General features: G+C 31.2%; 19 protein-coding genes. 4 read left to right on the forward strand and 15 right to left on the reverse strand.

The genetic code is table 11. The features are described from left to right. A complete protein-coding gene (locus WPG_RS12095) occupies nucleotides 1–627 on the forward strand; it encodes a hypothetical protein (protein ID WP_045472993.1) in 627 nt (208 codons plus the stop codon). 29 nt (nucleotides 628–656) lie between these two features. On the opposite strand, the gene WPG_RS12100 is transcribed toward WPG_RS12095, so the two are convergent. The 15 genes from WPG_RS12100 to htpG all read right to left on the reverse strand — a co-directional run bounded on the left by WPG_RS12100 (nucleotide 657) and on the right by htpG (nucleotide 15,590). After that, nucleotides 657–1,892, reverse strand: a complete 1,236-nt coding sequence (locus tag WPG_RS12100) for a DEAD/DEAH box helicase (RefSeq protein WP_045472996.1) — start codon at nucleotides 1,890–1,892, stop codon at nucleotides 657–659. A gap of 15 nt (nucleotides 1,893–1,907) precedes the next feature. Beyond that, nucleotides 1,908–2,297, reverse strand: a complete 390-nt coding sequence (locus WPG_RS12105; protein ID WP_045472999.1) for a hypothetical protein — start codon at nucleotides 2,295–2,297, stop codon at nucleotides 1,908–1,910. Nucleotides 2,298–2,333: 36 nt separating this feature from the next. Next, on the reverse strand, nucleotides 2,334–3,293 hold the full coding sequence (rlmF, locus tag WPG_RS12110; protein WP_045473001.1) for a 23S rRNA (adenine(1618)-N(6))-methyltransferase RlmF: 960 nt from the start codon (nucleotides 3,291–3,293) through the stop codon (nucleotides 2,334–2,336). A gap of 45 nt (nucleotides 3,294–3,338) precedes the next feature. Beyond that, nucleotides 3,339–4,130, reverse strand: a complete 792-nt coding sequence (locus WPG_RS12115; RefSeq protein ID WP_045473003.1) for a class I SAM-dependent methyltransferase — start codon at nucleotides 4,128–4,130, stop codon at nucleotides 3,339–3,341. Nucleotides 4,131–4,132: 2 nt separating this feature from the next. Next, nucleotides 4,133–4,768, reverse strand: coding sequence for an MOSC domain-containing protein (locus WPG_RS12120; RefSeq protein WP_045473005.1), 636 nt, complete (start codon nucleotides 4,766–4,768; stop codon nucleotides 4,133–4,135). Between the two features lie 3 nt (nucleotides 4,769–4,771). Next, nucleotides 4,772–5,947 (reverse strand): NAD-dependent epimerase/dehydratase family protein, encoded by a 1,176-nt coding sequence (locus tag WPG_RS12125; protein WP_045473007.1) that lies wholly within the window; start codon nucleotides 5,945–5,947, stop codon nucleotides 4,772–4,774. A gap of 292 nt (nucleotides 5,948–6,239) precedes the next feature. Further along, complete coding sequence (locus WPG_RS12130; protein WP_231850183.1) at nucleotides 6,240–6,821, reverse strand: Crp/Fnr family transcriptional regulator; 582 nt, start codon at nucleotides 6,819–6,821, stop codon at nucleotides 6,240–6,242. Nucleotides 6,822–7,223: 402 nt separating this feature from the next. Beyond that, nucleotides 7,224–8,297: a glycoside hydrolase family 2 TIM barrel-domain containing protein gene (locus WPG_RS18650; protein ID WP_316929993.1), complete on the reverse strand. Its 1,074-nt coding sequence runs from the start codon at nucleotides 8,295–8,297 to the stop codon at nucleotides 7,224–7,226. Nucleotides 8,298–8,449: 152 nt separating this feature from the next. Beyond that, nucleotides 8,450–9,037: a sugar-binding domain-containing protein gene (locus WPG_RS18655; protein ID WP_231850184.1), complete on the reverse strand. Its 588-nt coding sequence runs from the start codon at nucleotides 9,035–9,037 to the stop codon at nucleotides 8,450–8,452. Between the two features lie 67 nt (nucleotides 9,038–9,104). Continuing rightward, nucleotides 9,105–10,184: a serine hydrolase domain-containing protein gene (locus WPG_RS12140; protein ID WP_045473010.1), complete on the reverse strand. Its 1,080-nt coding sequence runs from the start codon at nucleotides 10,182–10,184 to the stop codon at nucleotides 9,105–9,107. Nucleotides 10,185–10,287: 103 nt separating this feature from the next. Next, nucleotides 10,288–10,638 carry a LytTR family DNA-binding domain-containing protein gene (locus tag WPG_RS12145; RefSeq protein WP_045473012.1) on the reverse strand — a complete coding sequence of 117 codons (351 nt, stop codon included), beginning with the start codon at nucleotides 10,636–10,638 and terminating at the stop codon, nucleotides 10,288–10,290. Further along, nucleotides 10,629–11,039: a hypothetical protein gene (locus WPG_RS12150; protein WP_144374470.1), complete on the reverse strand. Its 411-nt coding sequence runs from the start codon at nucleotides 11,037–11,039 to the stop codon at nucleotides 10,629–10,631. The genes WPG_RS12145 and WPG_RS12150 overlap by 10 nt, the downstream gene beginning before the upstream one ends. A 107-nt stretch (nucleotides 11,040–11,146) precedes the next feature. Further along, nucleotides 11,147–12,802, reverse strand: coding sequence for a serine hydrolase (locus WPG_RS12155; RefSeq protein ID WP_045473016.1), 1,656 nt, complete (start codon nucleotides 12,800–12,802; stop codon nucleotides 11,147–11,149). 134 nt (nucleotides 12,803–12,936) lie between these two features. After that, a complete protein-coding gene (locus WPG_RS12160; RefSeq protein WP_045473018.1) occupies nucleotides 12,937–13,572 on the reverse strand; it encodes a hypothetical protein in 636 nt (211 codons plus the stop codon). A gap of 107 nt (nucleotides 13,573–13,679) precedes the next feature. Continuing rightward, nucleotides 13,680–15,590 (reverse strand): molecular chaperone HtpG, encoded by a 1,911-nt coding sequence (htpG, locus tag WPG_RS12165; protein ID WP_045473020.1) that lies wholly within the window; start codon nucleotides 15,588–15,590, stop codon nucleotides 13,680–13,682. 207 nt (nucleotides 15,591–15,797) lie between these two features. Between htpG and WPG_RS12170 the strand changes: the two genes are divergently transcribed. The 3 genes from WPG_RS12170 (at nucleotide 15,798) to WPG_RS12180 (ending at nucleotide 18,538) form a co-directional block, all read left to right on the forward strand. Further along, complete coding sequence (locus WPG_RS12170) at nucleotides 15,798–16,796, forward strand: 3-oxoacyl-ACP synthase III family protein (RefSeq protein WP_045473022.1); 999 nt, start codon at nucleotides 15,798–15,800, stop codon at nucleotides 16,794–16,796. A 166-nt stretch (nucleotides 16,797–16,962) separates the two neighbouring features. After that, nucleotides 16,963–17,943 (forward strand): hypothetical protein, encoded by a 981-nt coding sequence (locus WPG_RS12175; protein WP_045473025.1) that lies wholly within the window; start codon nucleotides 16,963–16,965, stop codon nucleotides 17,941–17,943. Between the two features lie 121 nt (nucleotides 17,944–18,064). Continuing rightward, on the forward strand, nucleotides 18,065–18,538 hold the full coding sequence (locus tag WPG_RS12180) for a hypothetical protein (protein WP_144374471.1): 474 nt from the start codon (nucleotides 18,065–18,067) through the stop codon (nucleotides 18,536–18,538). Nucleotides 18,539–18,747: the final 209 nt, after the last annotated feature.

The following is an 18,747-nucleotide window of genomic DNA, read 5'->3' on the forward strand; positions in this document are numbered from 1 at the left end:
ATGAAAACAATTAAAGTTTTAGCCTTAGTGTTAAGCTCCTTAGGAGCATTACAAGCACAACAAGCTGAAGTTAGCTTAAAACACACTTCAGACTTGAAAATGGAAACGGAATACTCATCAAATGACGAAGAATTAAGTGATATTCTAAACTTTGAAGGAATTGATTACATGAAAATTAAGTTTTCAGGCGATGAGCTCAAAGGCAAAAGTTATAAACTTGCAGTAAAAGAAATTTGGGATGGTAAGGTGAAATCTGAGACAATTGTTGTTGATAGCAAAAATTCAGGTATTAAACAGTTTGAAACAGTTAATGATTCTGTTCTTAGAATTAAGGTAATTTCAAGATTGACAGCAGATAATCAACTGAAGATGACTTTTAGGTTTCCTAGGTTTGGTATTACTAAAAAATATGATGCTATTAAATCTGACAATTATAGTTTAAGAAACTTAGCTGCTGAAAGTAATTTAGATATTGGATATAATGAAAAATTCTATATTCTCCCTTATGAAAGGGAAGATGGATCTAAATCTTGGTGCGAAGTAGGTACGGCTGGTGCTGATGTTGAAAAATGGGGAGACAAATTTGGAATAAAGCACTATTTACTCTTCGAGATGAAATTTGAATAGATAATTGTTATAGAACAAAAAGCGTTGTGTTAATACCAACGCTTTTTCTTTTTCTTTGAAGCCACACTTTTACGGCCTTTTTTGTATTTACTACCTTTCTTTTTGTGAACAATAGGTTTTGCTTTAGGATCTAAAGGATAAGGATGTTCTGTTTCAATTGGGATTTGAACATTAATATACTGTTCAATAGTTTTTACATAACTTTTTTCGTCAGCAGAACACATCGCATAAGCTTTTCCCATATTTCCAGCACGACCAGTTCTACCAATTCTGTGTACATAGGTTTCAGCTTGGTTTGGCATATCAAAATTAAAGACATTATCGAGTTCATTAATATCAATACCTCTAGCGGCAACATCAGTTGCTATGAGCACTTTTACATAACCGTTTTTAAATTTATTAAGTGCAGTTTGTCTATCACTTTGATTTTTATCTCCGTGAATGCTATCCACAGTATGACCATTCTTTAAAAGTGTTTGTTCTAATTTATTTACACCAAATTTGGTGCGTCTAAAAATAAGAACGTTACCTTTTATTGTATTTCGCATTAAGTGTAAGCACAGTTCTATTTTATTACGTTTTGGTACATAATATAGCACTTGGCTAACATCTTTAGCGACAGATCGTGTAGGCGTCACATCAACTCGCTCAGGATTTTTAAGAATACCATTTGCTAATTGCTCAATTTTATATGGAATAGTTGCAGAGAACAATAGGGTTTGCTTCTCTTCTGGACACAGCCTTTCAATCTTTTTTACATCATCAATAAAACCCATGGCTAACATTAAATCAGCTTCATCTAAAACAAAGGTTTCAATATGATCTAGGTTGACGTAATCTTGTTTGTGTAAGTCGAGTAGACGACCAGGAGTAGCAACTAAAATATCAACACCTTTTTTTAAAACATCGATTTGTGGCTCTATAGATGTACCTCCAAAAACCACTAAAGATCTTAAGTTTGAAAACTGCGCATAGGTTTTAAAATTCTGCTGAATTTGTACTGCCAATTCTCGAGTTGGACTTATAACTAATGTTCTTATTTTCTTGCCACGTTTAGGAGCATCTTGTTTATCGAATAGTTGTTGTAAAATCGGTAAAGCAAAAGCTGCTGTTTTACCAGTACCAGTTTGTGCAGATACAATGACATCTTTACGTTCTAGGATCAAAGGAATTGCTTTTTGTTGCACTAGAGTTGGTTCTACATAACCAGAAGCATCAATAGCTTTTAAAAGGGGTTTAATAAGTTTTAAGTCTTTAAATGACATATGGTGATGAATAAATTATACTTTTCCAAAAAGCTGTTTTACTTCGGGTTTATTTAATTCTATTAAGGTAAAAACACCAAGCAAAATCCCTATAACACCTGTTAAGCAATTAACGATAGCCATAGCAAAAATAAAATTATAGTTTTTCTGTTCTCTTATATATTTTGAGACTAATAATGTTAAGATACCAAGTGTCACACAGAATATAATCCCAATAATTCCAATAACTATAAATATTAAACCAGGATTAAATGGTGCATCATTGGTTGGGTCTAATTCAATTACAGTTCCAAAAAAAACTCCCATACCTGCATAAAGCATAAAGAATATAGAAAAACACAATGTCAAAATACCTTTAACTAAAAAAAGAGTTTTAAATGTGCTTAAGTTGTTATGAAATTGCATTAATACTACTATTTAATTGCAAATATAGTAAAGGCTTTAAGACATTAAGCGATGGGACCATTCCTTTTGTTCTTGTTTAGATAAAAACGTCCATGCTATAAAACGACTCACTTTCTGTCCTTGTCCCATAGTTATAGTTTTTACATCTGTAGCTTTTACTTTTGTTAAAATTTTATAGGTCGGTTTCAACGTTACTTCTTTAGATATTAAACTTGTAAACCAAAGACATTGTTTACCGAAATTTCGACTTTCGTATATCATGTCTTTTATAAAACGTGCTTCGCCACCTTTAGTCCATAATTCGTTTTGCTGACCGCCAAAATTTAGAACCGCTTGAGATGGTCGTCTCCCTTTTAAGTTTTTTATTTTTTTAAGACTTGCTTTTTGAGCGTCTTCTATTGAAGCGTGAAATGGTGGATTACACATTGTGAAATCTACTTTTTCATCTGGCTTAAGAATGTCTTTGAAAAAGGCATTAGATTGTTCTTGGCGTCTAATCTCAACGTTAGATTTTAATTTAGAATTACCTTGCTCAATAGCTTTTGCTGAGACAATTGCAGTTTCATTAGTATCACTACCTATAAATGACCAACCATACTCGTGATTACCAATAATAGGATAAATACAACTTGCACCTACACCAATATCTAAACCTTTAATGTGATTTCCTTTTGGGATTTCACCTTCGTTTCCTTTTAAAAGATCAGCGATATTATGAATGTAATCTGCACGACCAGGAATTGGAGGACACAAATAATGTTCTGGAATCTCCCAAAATTCAACACCATAATGATGTTTTAAAAGTGCTTTATTTAAAGCTAATACTGCTTTTGGATTAAAAAAATCTACAGAGTCATCTCCATACTTATTTGGCGCAACAAAAGCAGCCAACTTTGGTGAGCTTTTAATAAGTAAGTCAAAGTTGTATCGTTCTCGATGTTGACTACGAGGATGAAGTTGAGATTTTACTTTTGGATGTTCTTTTTTCTTTTGCAATTTTTAAGTTTTTTCTTGTTGCAAATGTAGTGTAAACTTATAGGTTTATTCTTTAGTTTTTTCTCCAATGATATAAAGATAATCGCCGAGATTATTTTCGTAAGAGTTTATAATGGTATTGATTTTACCAGAATCAATATCTTTTCTTAATTGTGCTAGACCAGTTTCTACTTCTTCAAGGTTTGCTAAAGCACTAAAAGAAGAAATGCCATGTCTTATACTGTCATCAAAGTATAGTTCAGGGTTTTGTTTACCACAGTATAAAAACTGATCAACTAAATCAGGTTCTATATTATAGATATTAGTTGATGTGACTTTAAGACCAGATGAATTCATTGCCTCTTCTATAGTTTTAAGCGTTGGCATTTGTACCATTGAATCTTCTAACATCTTTGGGAAGTAATGATTTAGCCAGTAGCCTTCCATTTGTTGTGGAGTAGAAGTGAAGATTACGATTTTACCATCTGGTTTTAATATATATTCTAATTCAGAAAATGCTCTTGCTAAATTAGTCCAATGATGAATAGTTAGCGTTCCAATAATACCATCAATACTGTGCTGAGGTAAATCTGTTTTTTCAGCAGAACCAATTTTCCATTGTATATTATCATTTTGAGTTTGTGCTTTTTGAAGCATCTCTATAGAAGGGTCAATACCAATAAACTGAAACCCCTTTTTTTGTAACTCAGATGTATAATTACCAGTACCACAACCAATATCTAGATATAAATCCTCTTTTTTTGGATTTAGATGTTTTAATAATTGTTCTGTCAAATGCGGATCAGCTTTACGCGTTTGATTGTAGTTAATTCCTATTTGATTGTATTTTGCTGACATAACTATTTCATGAAAAATTTCAAGCGTTTTTTTAGTTTTTTAGGAATTGCTTCGTTATCAATAATTTTAGTAATATTGGTTTTGTTTTTATTTTCAGCATACAATAGTTCAAATAATTCAAAAATTGAAAGACTATCTTTTCTAAGTTCAATTCGTTGAAAATCATCATTAGATTTTACGTAGCCTTCTTCTAAAACTCTAACGTAAGTTCCAGAATAACCATGATCTATAAATTGTTGTAAAACGTCTTCAGTTCCAAACTTATGAGCAAATTTAAAACAAGGCTCTCTTGGTATTGTAACTTGCACTATGGCACTACCAAGTTTATAAATATCTCCAACATATAGTTGCTTCTCATTTAAATTTTCAATAGTCAAATTTTCTCCAAGCATTCCATAGGTCCAATCTAAATTTGGATATAAATCTCTCCAAAATGGATATTGATTTACTGAAAACAAATAGCAAGCTTTAAACTCTCCACCATGTACACGTCGGTCTGAAACTTCATCTCCTCTTACATCTTCTTTACCTAAATAAATAGGAACGTCTGTTGGTTTTTTATAAATACCTGTGGTTACTTCTTTATCATTCCATAGAAAAGTAGTTGGCTGTGCTATGTTAGTAGAAATAACTTTCACAAATTAGGATTGAGTGGCTTTCCAATTTTCTAAAATTGCTTTTTCTTTAACTAATAACGTATTTGGATTATTTTCATACTCTGATCTACGTTCATCAGTTATGGCATTTGAAGTCCACCAATTATAAGTGTCTTTTACAGTGTTCTCTAATGGTCTAAATGTTAGACCAGCTGTAATAGATTTAGAATTTGAAATTCTTGCAGAACCGTAATTTTTTTCACCTCCCATAATCCAAGGTACAGAATAATAGAGTTTGTTTTCAACTAAGAAATCATAGTCATCTACCATTACAAATGATAATTCTACGTCAAAAGTTTTAGCCGCTTCTTTTACAAACTCTTGCATAGTTTGTGCAGATTTAGGACCAACTCCATTGTAAATGCCATGTTGTTTATTTTCGGCTAGACGAATAAACCATTCTGCAATATCTCTTACATCTGCATATTGTATTGGATCTTCCTTTTTACCTGGCACTAATATTTCGCCACCTTTTGCAAGTCTTATTGGCCAATGAATAAAACGATCTGTTTTATCAGCAGGACCAATCATATAAGTTGGCCTTACAACTATGGTGCGTTCTTTGCCAAAAGCTTTTATAGCTTCAAGCTCTGAGTTAGCTTTCATTACACCATATTCTTGTTCATATTGTTCGTTTTCTGTAAGCCCTTCTGGCATACTTAGAACTAACTTTGTGTCTTCAGAGATGTCATCAGTTAAGTATGGGTAATAAACTCCTGTTGAGGACGTATACATGTATATACCTACATTATCTTTTAATAAGTTGGCAGTTGCTTTGGTCCAATCCACATTTCTTCCGGAATTATCAATAACAACATCCCATTTTCTATTCTCGAGAGCTTTAAGATTATTTTCTCGGTCACCAATAAGTTGTTCTACTCGATCAAACAATTCTGCATATACAGAAGGTTTTGTTTTTCCTCTTGTAAAGGTTGACACCTTGTGTCCGCGAGATAATGCATAAGCTATTTGATGCGGACCCAAAAAACTTGTTCCACCAAGAATTAAAATATCTAATTCTGTTTTTGAAGAACCGCTACTTTCAACTTCTTTTTTTACTTCAGATTTGCAGCCTATTAAATGGCTCCCGAGTATTGGAATAGCTAGACTAGCTAGAGCACTTTTTTTAATAAATGCTCTTCGCGTATTTAGTTTTTTCATCTTATTGACTTTAGTTTATAAAGTTATAAAAAATGCACAGTTATGAGAAGTGAGAACTTTTAGTACCTTATTTTTAGTGATTATGTCTATTGAATTATAAATATAATAACCAAATACTTGGCCAAAAAAGTTAAAGATGAATAAATAATAAGAAAGAGCGCAAGCCAGACTTGCGCTCTTATGCTATTAAATAGGGGGATTTTTACTAACTATAATAATTAGGATTAATTAATAGTTAATTATTTAAAATTAAGGTGTTTATGTTAGAAAAAAGTTGATTTATGATAATTAATTAAGTTCTAGAAATCTCTTTCCTAATTCTACTTAAAGTTTCTGTTGTGATGCCTAAGTATGAGGCAATATGATAATTTTTTATGTTTTGTTCTATTTGAGGATACGTATCAATAAACCTTAAATATCTTTCGCATGCACTATGCGATAAGTATGATAATATTCTTTTTTGGAATGACGCGAATGCAACCTCTAATTTACGTCTTACGTAAACTTCTATTTTTGGAATGTGTTTATATAAATAATCTCGGTCTTCTAAACTAATTTTAAATAACTCAGCATCTTGAATAACTTCTACATTCATAATGGCCTTACTACTATCAAAGAAAGCTGTATAATCGCTTATCCACCAATCCCTAATTCCGAACTGAATAGTATGTTCTCTTCCCCTTGAATCAATATGGAACGATCTAAGACAACCAGAGACAATGAAATATTGTTGATCCACAACTTGACCAAAATCTATTAGGCGTTCACCTTTTTTTGCAGTTATACGCTCAAATCTTGATTCAATCAAAATAATTTCATCTGTTGAAAATGTAATTCCAACAAAAATGTTTGATATTGCACTGTGTAATTTCACCTCTCTTATTTTAAGAATTCCTAAAACAAATTAATTTAATTCAGAAAAAAAATACATTAACATATGTTAATAGCTGGCCATAACATTCTTCGATTAACATTATTTTAACTTGAAAAATTAATTTTGGAGGAAAGCTCTACAGAAAAATTTAAACAAGAATTTTAAAATAGAGTTAAGGTTACTCTATTATAAACATAGGGATTAAAATTTAAGAAAACAAAAATAACTTCCTGTTTAACACAAGATTTTGTTTTTTATTACATCTAAAATAGATGAAATGCAAAATAGTTCGTTAAATGCTTATAATCAATGGGTTAAATAAGAGGGTTAAAATATTGAACCTTTATAACGGCGATAATTAAACTCTATCGTTAAATAGGAACTAAGAATTAATCTTTCGAGTCATAAATAAGATTTAAGAATAAAAAAGGCTTTTTTCTTTTCACCATTCTCAGAAATGAGTCCTTTGCGATTCCAGTTATCTTGTATGTCTGGTAATACACGTCTTGGTGAGCGTAAATCAACTAATATCCAAGGTGAGATGCCTCTGAGTTGATTAATACTATCCAACATTTTTAAGGTTTCTCTGTATAGATGTTCTTGGTATTCCTCAGTCCATCTCGTCTCTTTATCTCCATGTAATCCATATTTTGCACCAGCTCCAAATTCTGAAATGACAACAGGCTTGTCTTGATCAATTTTCCAACTTATAGTAGCACATTTTTCAACTAAACCATCATACCATCCTATATATTGATTAAAACTTAGAATATCTACTTTGTTTGCAAATTCATCGCTAATAGTGCGAATAAACTTATTACCATTATAATCACTTTGTTCTAATGCAGCACTTATGAGTCGCGTTGGATCTTTTGTTCGCGTAAAACTAGTAAGTTTGGATAAAAACTCATTTCTCGCTTCACTGGTAGGTGTTTCATTTGACATAGACCAAATGATAACACTAGCTCTATTTTTATCGCGATCAATCACTTCTGAGAGCTGTTGCTTTGCATTTGCAAAAGTGTCTTTGTTTTCCCATTGAATGGTCCAATAGACAGGATTCTCTTCCCAAACTAAAATACCCATTTGGTCAGCTAACCTAAGCATATGTTCATTATGAGGATAATGCGCTAAACGCACATAATTACAACCTAACTCTTTTGCCCATAGTAATAATTGTTTTGCATCTTCTTTTGAATGACCACGACCACCTCTTATTGGACTTTCCTCGTGAATAGAAATACCTTTTAAGAAAATATATTTACCATTTAATAAGATATCAGAACCTTTAGTTGTAATAGTTCTAAAGCCTATTTGATCAATGGTTTGATCTTCAATTGTTTCTATAGTAATATTATATAATTTGGGATTACTTGTGGACCAATAACAAATTTTGGTATGAGTAATGTCAAATTTTACTATTCCATTTTTGTCAGTTAAAGTTTCATAATTAATATTTAACTCAGGAATTGAAATTGTGACATTTTGATTAGCATTTTTTTCCCATTAAGACTTATTTCTCCTTTTATCGATTCATTATTATTTGGGTCTAATTGAATCATATAATCTGCAATAAAAGTGGTTGGTGTTTCAATCAGTTTAACTTCTCTCGTTAAACCACCATAATTTCACCAGTCTGTATTTAGCGTTGGGACACCTTCTTTTTTTCGTTTGTTATCAACCTTAACTACTAAGAAGTTGTCTTTTTCTTTTAGTAGGTTAGTGACCTCAAAATTAAATGGTGTAAATCCGCCAATTTGTTTACCTAGTTTTTTGCCGTTGAAGTATACATCAGTTTCATAATTAGAAGCTTCAAAATATACAAATACACGATTAGAGGATTTAGAAACTGAATAGTCGAATAATTTCTTATACCAAACTGTACCTTCATAATAGAATAGTTTTTCTTTTTGCGTATTCCAATCACTTGGCACAGCAATGGTATCGCTTTTGTCAAAATTATATTCAACTAAATCTGTTTTAGATTTGGCTTTTGCATTATTAAAGAATGCGCCATTTCCAGGATTTTTCTGATTTTCAAAGGGCTCATATCTATAATTATAGAATCCGTTTTCGTATGGATCTACTATATAGTGCCATTGTCCATTTAAAGTAGTTACTTCCCTGTTATAGGCATTTACTATTAAGCTTTCTTGAGCAAATAGGATAGTAGTAAGTAAAAATAGCAGTATCGATAATAATTGGACTCTTTTCATATATTAATGGCTATACTCAAAGATATCATATACTGAGATACGGTTGAAATTTATTTAGACTATTATTTTATTCTTGACGTCGAAATGTATTAAATAATTTACCAGCTACAGTAGATACTTCGGTTATTATACCAGAAGTATTAGCGACTACTATCACCACAGTTTTAATACTTGGTATCACAAATAATTGCGTCGAGGTTCCTCTTTGCGCTCCATTGTGCCCTATAATACCATCCTCTTTTTCTTCACCTCCATAGAGATAGAAACCAAAACCATAGCCATTGTTTATTTTTTCTAAACTATGTTGTTGCACCATGAGCTCATAAGTTTCTTTGCTAACAAGTGTGTTAATCATTAATGCATTCTCGAATTTTATAAGGTCATTTGCTGTAGAGTAAAGACCACCACTAGGAGTTCTATTACTTAAATTAATTTCTTTTGCTCTTTTAATTTTTCCTTTACGATCTCTATGGTATAACGTTGTGGCTTTTTCGCGTTTAACGTCTGATTTCTCTATGCCAGTATTAGTCATTTCAATTTTATCCCAAATATGTTTTTGCATATAATCTTCATAAGACATATTTGAAACTTTTTCTATTAGTATACCTAATACAACATAACCATAAGTTGTATAGTAGAACTCTGTTCCAGGTTCAAAGCTTAGTTTACGATCTTTAAATACCTCATAGGCATCTAATAAAGAACTGTAATTGATTTTATTGTCGGCTTCTTTTCCATTTTTGTATGCACTAATTCCTGATGTGTGAGATAATAAATGTTTGGTTGTAATCTTTGTTTCGTGTTTTTGAACAAATTCTGGAATATATTTGTCAATAGGTAAATCTATATTTATAAAATCTTTTTCTACAAGTTGCATTACTGCAATTGCTGTCATTGATTTTGCAATAGAAGCTGTTCTTACTTCTGTATCTAAAGTAAAATCTTGATTCTTATCTCTATTAGCGTATCCAGCTGTAGCTTCCCAAATTACTTTACCATTTATGGAATAACTGCCCGAAGCTCCAACCGCAAAACCGTCACTTACCAAAGTTTCTAGTAATGCGTTAGAAGTTTCAATTTTATCTTGAGCGTTAATGAAAATTACAAATAGTAATAGAATGATTGCAGAGAAAAATGTCTTATTCATGATGAAATTATTTAAAATTTATTTGAATCAAAAATAGAGATTTCTCTCTCATTAAATACTGTATTTACTGGGTTAGGGATAGACTGTTAGGTTTTAGTGGCGACTATATAACTTCTAATAATGCTGCTTTATAGTTTTTAGAAACAGGAACTTTTATTTCCGTTAATATAATACTGCTAGAACCATTCCATTCCTTAAAGTGACTTGGATTAATTAAATGCGAACGATGTACTTTTAATAAGTAAGGTAGTTCATTTTGTATGCCTTTTAAAGTATTGCGGAGTAACTTTTTATGTAATTTATCTTGTATTAAATAATTAACTTCTATATAATTGTCGGCACTAGAAATACAAACTAAATCTTCTGGTAAAATTTTTAAAACATCTAATTTATTATCCCCTTTTAAAGTAATTGTATTTTTAAATTTATGAGTTATCTTTTTATTTAAAACCACCGTGAAAGAATAATTATTGGTAAAATGATTAGCCCAATAGGGAGGTAAACGAAGAAAACAAATGTTTGAAAATTGTACTCACCATTTACAATTTCGGTTTTGTAGTAAGAATAAGATCCAATAATTTGAATACCATTAAATACAATTATAAAAATCGCTTCTAATGGGATTATCCATTTTTTGAAACGTTTGAAAACCCAGTTCTGAAAAGGAATTAAAAGCATATAAGTTATAAAACTAATCAGACCATACATTGGTAAAATAGCTAACCGTAATCTAAAGTTTAAATCTGATGCATCAAAAGGCGCAATAAAGACTAAAAATAGTACTAACCACAAACTAATAATTAAAGCAACTATAATATGATGTTTATAAGAAGTATTGAGTGTTAATTTGTACATTAATAAATTAATTGATAAAATCGAAGTTAGCTGAAAATTCTTAAAAGTCAAAAAGCAAAAAACCACTTTGATTAAACAAAGTGGTTTCAATTATATATTGTAAAATACTATTCAATTTTTTTAGCGATGGTTTCTTGCCCTCCTTGATAAAGGGTGAAACTTTCTACATTACCTGCAGCATTTTTATTAAACTTTACTTTAAGCTCTGTAACTTTTGCAAAAAAGGTATTTTCATTTTCAGCAAAAACTTCAAATTTTCCCTGACCAGTGGCTTGCCCATATATTTGATTGCCTTCAACAGTAACTTCAACATTGAAATTCGGTGCTAACTCATATTTTCCGACATAGTGTTTTAAGATGTCATTAGAAAGTGTAATTTCCTTACGAGCTGCTGGCATAGCTTTATTAACTTCCTTACCTATATTTTCTGAATCGGTAATAAAGATGGCTTGATGTTTTCCGTCATCAGTTTTTGAAAACTTATACTCAATATTACCTTCTTCAAACATAAAGTGATTTTCGGATAATGGAAAAATTTCAAAAACAGTATTTGTTTCAGATTCTCTCATACTACTTAGTTTTCCATCTTTCATAAAAATATGTCTTATGGCACCATCTTCAAACTCATATGCTCCAACCCATTGTTTTAATTTATCATCTGAAATTTTCACAACATCTTTCATTGTAGGAAATGGTTTTCCAATAGCTGCAGCTGCAAGATTTTGTGTAAGGCCTCCTATATCATTACAGCTACAATTACTTAATCCAATGACATAAACATCTTCCTCTATAAGATAAATACCATTTGTTGATGTGCCAAAAATACCACCACTATGCGTGTAACCTTTAGATTTTCTTAAACTCATTTCTCCAAGACCATATCCATAGCCAATATGCTCACCATTATTAAGCTCAGAACCATTAATGGCTTTTTCTAAAGTTGAGGCTTTTATAAATGTATTATTTGTTAGCGCATTTTGCCATTTTAGCATATCGTCAATGGTAGAGGTTAATGAACCTGCTGCATGTGGCAAGGTCATACTAAGGTAATTTGCATTAACATAACCAGAATCGTCTTGTTCATAACCTTCAACTCTATTTTTAACTAATTCTCTAGTATTTCCATAACTTGAACTTGCCATTCCTAATTGTTTAAAAATTTTATTCTCAATAAAATTTTCATAAGTATCACCAGAAATCACTTCAATGATTTTTCCAAGTAATACATACCCAGAATTGTTATATCTAAATTCTTCACCTGGATCGAAATCCATAGGTTCGTTTTTAAAATAATCGATAAGTTCATCTAAAGTTTTATCATTTCTAGCAACTTCAACTAAATTACCAATACCTGTGTAACTCCTTATACCAGAAGTGTGATTTAATAAGTGATGGACGGTAATCGTTTTGCCAAGTGTTGGGTAATCTGGTATAAACTTGGTAATAGGATCATCTAAACTTAATTTTCCTTGCTCTTTTAACATTAAAATAGAAACTGCTGTAAACTGTTTAGTAATAGAGGCGAGCATAAATACATTCTCAGGAATCATATCCACATCTAACTCTATACTAGATTTGCCAACGGCCTTTCTGTAAATGGTTTTACCATTTTTTGCGACTAAAACTGTTGCTCCTGGTGCATCAGAATTATTATAAAATTGAGATACAATGTCGTCGAATTGTTGCGTGTCATTCTGAGCTGATATAGTGATTGTAAATACAAAGCTTAATAGAAATAATGCAATGGAATAATTAGTTTTCATATGTCTTAGATTGATTAATACTAATGAGACGATTCTCTGGAGAATAAGTTACAAAAAAACCACTTTGAATTAACAGAGTGATTATTAGTTTTCATCTTTTACTTATTAAGCAGTTAAACAAAAGCAAGATTATATTAATTGCAATTAGTGTTATAAGTAGTTGTGTCGTCTTTATTCCAACCACTTGGTATATTAGAAAGTTGATCACTGCTTACTTCAATACAGCTAAGATTATTATTCCGTGTATCTAATATATTTAAACTTGTATTAGTAGATGCATTGAGCTGCGATATGGTATTCCCATCTATCATTAATTGCTGGAGTGTTGTTATAGAATTTACATTAATAGCAGTGATATTATTATTACTTAAGCTTAGTTTTTCTAACATCGGAAGATTTTGAACATTTATTGTGTTAAGATTATTCTCATCTAGAAAGATAAATTTTAGTTTGGTGTTAGAAGATACATTAATGCTACTTATAGAATTTTCATTAGCAGAAAGGGTATACAAATTTTTGAAATCTTGTATACCGCTTAAATCAGAAATATTTTTATCATCAATGATTAAATCTATAACTAGTTCAATACTAGAAGTTAAAACGCTGCCGTTTAATGTATCATCATAACCAAGGTCAATTAATGCTTGTTCAAAGTTAGTATCAGTGATTGTGGTAGTAGATGGAGGTGGTGGATTATTGTCTGATGAGCTATCGTCAGAAGAACATGCTATTATTAATAATGTGACAACACTGTAAAAGAGCTTTTTCATTTTTTTAATTTTTAACTAAATTATGAAATAATTGAGAAAGAAAAAACCACCTTATTTTCATAAAGTGGCTTTAAGAATTAGTTGCTTTCTATCTGAACAGAAATTTATTACTTAATCATATCATAACTACGTTTAATAAAGTTCGTTAACTCTTCACCTTTTAAAAGGCCTTGAGATAAGCGCGCTAAATCTAAACTTTGATTAATTAAACGTTCTTGCTTCTTTTTAGTTTTAGTGTTTAAAATCTCACCAACTAATTCAGAGTTTGTGTTTACGATGAGGTTGTGTATTTCTGGCATATTACCAAACATATTCATTCCGCCACCTCCTGTAGCTTGCATTTCTTTCATACGACGCATAAACTCAGGTTGGGTAATGATAAATGGCGACGCATTACTATCCATGGCTTCTAATTGTATAGAGAATTTCTCAGAAGGTACAACAGCTTTTAAAAGGTCGTCTAGCTTAGTTTTTTCTTCATCAGTTAATTTAGAAATCGCAGTATCGTCTTTCTTAATTAAGTTATCGATATGATCACCATCCACACGAGCAAAAGAAATATTTTCTTTAGTTGTTTCTAATTTCTGAATTAAATGAGACACAATAGGAGAGTCTAGCATTAAAACTTCATAACCCTTAGCTTTTGCAGATTCAATATAACTGTGTTGCTCATCTTTATTAGAGGCATAAAGGATAACCATTTTATCATCCTTGTCTGTCTGCTTTGCTTTAATAGCATTGGTTAATTCTTCAAACGTATAGAACTTACCATCAACTGTTGGGTATAAAGCAAAGGCATCTGCTTTTTCGAAGAATTTCTCTTCAGATAACATACCGTATTCAATAACGATTTTAATATCGTCCCATTTGGCTTCAAAATCCTCACGACTATTGTTAAATAAAGATTTTAATTTATCAGCTACTTTACGTGTAATGTAAGATGAAATCTTCTTTACGTTTCCATCGGCTTGTAAGTACGAACGCGATACGTTTAATGGAATATCTGGCGAATCAATAACACCACGTAACATGGTTAAGAATTCTGGTACAATACCTTCAACATTATCAGTTACAAATACCTGATTTTGATATAATTGGATTTTATCCTTCTGAATATTCAGATCATTCGTCATCTTAGGGAAATACAAGATTCCTGTTAAGTTAAACGGATAATCTACATTTAAGTGAATATTAAATAAAGGTTCTTCAAATTGCATTGGATACAATTCTCTGTAGAAGTCTTTATAGTTTTGGTCTTCTAATTCGGTTGGCTGTTTTGTCCAAGCCGGATTAGGATTGTTTATGATATCATCTACTGTAATCTGCTTATGAGGTTCAGTAGTTTCTTTTCCATCTTTATCTTTAGTTGTTTTTGGAGTAAAGTCAGGATCATTTACTTCTTTAGTTCCGAATTTAATCGGAATTGGCATAAACTTGTTATACTTATTCAGTAACTCACGAATACGAGCTTCTTCTAAAAATTCTAAAGAATCTTCAGCAATATGAAGAATAATCTCAGTTCCTCTATCTTCTTTATCAGCTTCAACTAAAGTGAATTCTGGCGAGCCATCACAAGTCCAATGCGCTGCTGGAGCTCCGGTGTGCGACTTTGTGATAATTTCAACTTTTTCAGCGACCATAAATGCAGAGTAGAAGCCTAGACCGAAATGGCCTATAATACCTGAATCTTTTGCAGAATCTTTATACTGATCTAAAAACTCTTCAGCACCAGAGAAAGCTACTTGGTTGATGTATTTTTCAACCTCATCAGCTGTCATACCCAAACCTTGATCTATAACATGAAGTTTCTTCCCTTCTTTATCAATTTTAATTTCTAATTGAGGATTGCCGTATTCAGATTTAGATTCACCAATACTAGTAAGGTGTTTCAATTTTAGTGTGGCATCTGTACCATTACTAATTAACTCACGTAAAAAGATTTCGTGATCACTGTATAAGAACTTTTTAATTAACGGAAAGATATTCTCTACCGATACATTAATACTTCCTTTTGTCATTTTATGTCGTATTTGTCATTCCTGAATAGACAGGAATCTGATTAATTATTGTTTTAATTTCAATAAACTACTAGACAAATAAAATACCAAGACAACATTTGTGACAAGATGGCATAATTTAAAATACTATGCATGCATAACGAATACAAATAGGAATAAAAGCGATTTGTTTCTTAAAGTTTAAATTAGCAATACTAAATAAATACTATGTACAATTCAAAAATAACAGGCTTAGGTAGGTATGTACCTGACAATGTGGTGACAAACGATGATTTATCTAAGATTATGGATACTAATGACGAATGGATTCAAGAGCGTACAGGCATAAAAGAACGTCGTTGGGTAAAAAAAGATAGCGATGACACGTCTGCAACTATGGGAGCAAAAGCTTCCAAAATCGCTATTGAACGTGCTGGTCTTACTAAAGATGATATTGACTTTATTGTTTTTGCGACCATGACACCAGATTATTATTTTCCTGGTTGTGGTGTGCAAGTACAAGAGCTATTAGATATGCCAACTATTGGTGCCATAGATATTCGAAATCAATGTTCGGGTTTTGTGTATGCCATTTCTGTTGCTGATCAATATATAAAAACTGGAATGTATAAAAATGTTTTAGTCATTGGATCAGAATACCATAACAACGGATTAGATAAAACGACAAGAGGTAGAGGAGTATCTGTTATTTTTGGTGATGGAGCTGGAGCGTGTGTATTATCACGATCTGATAATGACTCTGGTATATTATCTTCTCATTTACATAGTCAAGGCAAGTATGCTGATAAATTGATTGTTAAAGCGCCAAGTATTAGACATTGGGTCCAAGATATCGCTAAAACTGAGAATGATGATTCTTATTTCCCGTATATGGATGGGACGTTTGTATTTAAAAATGCTGTAGTACGTTTTAGCGAAGTGATTATGGAAGGCTTAACAGCAAATAATTTAGCAAAGGACGATATTGATATGTTTATTCCTCACCAAGCTAACTTAAGAATAGCACAATACATTCAGAAGAAATTTGCATTAAGAGATGACCAAGTGTTTAATAACATTATGAAGTATGGTAACACTACTGCAGGCTCTATAATTATTGCATTAACTGAAGCTTGGGAAGAAGGTAAAATTAAGGATGGCGATACTGTTGTATTAGCGGCTTTTGGTAGTGGCTTCACTTGGGGAAGTGTGATTATGAAGTGGTAGTTTAAACACTTGATAGTGTTGTAAGTTCTAAGTTTTTTTATGTTAGTTTTAATAGAATTGATTGAAAACTAATGCTGATATCGACTTTAAACCTTATGTCTGCTTAACTGAAAAATTCCTTAAATTCATAGTCGAGACCATCATACTTAATTGAAAATAAACGATAATGAAAATACCTTTTAGGCAATTCCTTTTATTTTTCTTCATTGTTTTTAGTGTAAATTCTTGTGCTCAGGAAGTAATTGAATATTATGAGCCTGTGAAAAATGATAGTCTTAGAATTGGAAGAGGAGAAAATGACTTTTTGCCTTATATTCAAAGTGGTTACACCTTGATGCTCCCGGAAGATAAAGACGTAAAAGGTGTACTCATTTTTCTCGAAGATTCAGGATACGAAAAGAAGAATTCTAACGCAAAACAGATGTACAATTTAGCATCTAAAAAAGGCTTTGCAGTATTATCAGTTTCAACCGAAATCCCTTTTGATTTTTACTTTTATAAATCATCTATGAGGTCTACTCATAAACTAATTGTAGAAGTATTTAGAAAACAGAATTTGCCAAATGAAAATATTTTCTTTTTAGGCGAAAGTTTAGTAGGCCATAGAGCGATGCGCTACATTAAATTTATGCAAGAGGGTGATTTTGAGTTTCAGCTCAATATAAAAGGTATTGTTATTTGTAATTTTACCTTGGATTGGACAAGAAAATGGTATCAACACGAACGCGATATAAGAATCAATAAAATTAGCTTATGGGAGCCAAAGTTTATAAATTATATGTTGGAAACCCATTTGAATGGCACACCAAAAACTTCTCCAGAGCGTTATCACGAATTTTCACCTTATAGTTACTTAGACGAAAAGAACAGAAATATTTCAGTTTATAAGGACTTGGCTATAAGAGCCTATATTAAACCTGAAATAAAATATAGACTGAAGAAATATCACAGAACCTTGTATGAAAATAACACTACAGATATAGTTGGGTTTTTAGCTGAATTGGAACTCGCAGAAAATGAAAATGCAGACTTAATTGTTTTGCAAGCAGATAATAATCTTTCACAAGAAAAAAAACCACAATCTACTTGGGATGCGATAGATAAGAATGTACTTATGGATTGGATTCATAACAATACTAAAAAATAAACTATATAAACTATGGTTATAAGTTATACCTTGTTTGCCAGTCTATCTGTAATTTATTTTCTAAATTAGTTGCTAAAATGATTAGCTAATCTTGTATAAGACTGCTGACAATAATTTTTAAATGAGTGGACATTATTTCTTTTTTGGAATATTAATGATTTTTCTAATTTCAATGCCAATTTTTTTAATCTGGGATTGGAACAAAAATCGAGAAGCTACTTTAAAAGAATTATTTAAAAATTATTGGAAAAATAATAGAGTTTATTTAGGAATTTTTCTTGGTTTTATAATTTCAGAATTTTTTATTCCCTTAAATACGAATCACGGATTTGAATTTAATACTGAACGTGAAAAACTAGGAATTCCTGAACTAAAAGATGATTGGAAAATAGACGAAGCCCAATCCAAAAAATCCACAACGTATTGGTGGAAACCAGAACCAAGAAATGGGCATTTTAAAAAGGTAATTGAATATGGAGTTTTAAATGCTAAAACCGAAACAGATTACTATCAAAACAAAATCAAAAAGGAACTTTTGCATGGTCTATATTTGATTTCAGAAATGAAACTTTCGAGTATTTTATTGAGAAATTAAATGATAAAAGTACATCGTTTACTAAATCTGGAAAATTGGAAATTGAGGAACGAATAATAATAGAGAAAGTAGAAAAATCGGAATTCGAAAAATACATATCTGAATAATGCTAAAGTTTATATTTTAAAAGATATTAAAGAAATCTTTAAAAATAAAAAAGCCCAAACAATTAACTCGTCTGGGCTTTTCAGCTATTAACCAATTTAACT

The sequence above is a fragment of the Winogradskyella sp. PG-2 genome, from assembly GCF_000828715.1.
Lineage (GTDB): Bacteria > Bacteroidota > Bacteroidia > Flavobacteriales > Flavobacteriaceae > Winogradskyella.

What these genes read in the sequence shown, in the direction of transcription:
- WPG_RS12095 (WP_045472993.1), top strand. Translation starts at nt 1, where the DNA reads ATGAAAACAATTAAAGTTTTAGCCTTAGTGTTAAGCTCCTTAGGAGCA.
- WPG_RS12100 (WP_045472996.1), bottom strand. Translation starts at nt 1,892, where the DNA reads ATGTCATTTAAAGACTTAAAACTTATTAAACCCCTTTTAAAAGCTATT.
- WPG_RS12105 (WP_045472999.1), bottom strand. Translation starts at nt 2,297, where the DNA reads ATGCAATTTCATAACAACTTAAGCACATTTAAAACTCTTTTTTTAGTT.
- WPG_RS12115 (WP_045473003.1), bottom strand. Translation starts at nt 4,130, where the DNA reads ATGTCAGCAAAATACAATCAAATAGGAATTAACTACAATCAAACGCGT.
- WPG_RS12125 (WP_045473007.1), bottom strand. Translation starts at nt 5,947, where the DNA reads ATGAAAAAACTAAATACGCGAAGAGCATTTATTAAAAAAAGTGCTCTA.
- WPG_RS18655 (WP_231850184.1), bottom strand. Translation starts at nt 9,037, where the DNA reads ATGAAAAGAGTCCAATTATTATCGATACTGCTATTTTTACTTACTACT.
- WPG_RS12140 (WP_045473010.1), bottom strand. Translation starts at nt 10,184, where the DNA reads ATGAATAAGACATTTTTCTCTGCAATCATTCTATTACTATTTGTAATT.
- WPG_RS12150 (WP_144374470.1), bottom strand. Translation starts at nt 11,039, where the DNA reads ATGTACAAATTAACACTCAATACTTCTTATAAACATCATATTATAGTT.
- WPG_RS12155 (WP_045473016.1), bottom strand. Translation starts at nt 12,802, where the DNA reads ATGAAAACTAATTATTCCATTGCATTATTTCTATTAAGCTTTGTATTT.
- WPG_RS12160 (WP_045473018.1), bottom strand. Translation starts at nt 13,572, where the DNA reads ATGAAAAAGCTCTTTTACAGTGTTGTCACATTATTAATAATAGCATGT.
- htpG (WP_045473020.1), bottom strand. Translation starts at nt 15,590, where the DNA reads ATGACAAAAGGAAGTATTAATGTATCGGTAGAGAATATCTTTCCGTTA.
- WPG_RS12170 (WP_045473022.1), top strand. Translation starts at nt 15,798, where the DNA reads ATGTACAATTCAAAAATAACAGGCTTAGGTAGGTATGTACCTGACAAT.
- WPG_RS12175 (WP_045473025.1), top strand. Translation starts at nt 16,963, where the DNA reads ATGAAAATACCTTTTAGGCAATTCCTTTTATTTTTCTTCATTGTTTTT.
- WPG_RS12180 (WP_144374471.1), top strand. Translation starts at nt 18,065, where the DNA reads ATGAGTGGACATTATTTCTTTTTTGGAATATTAATGATTTTTCTAATT.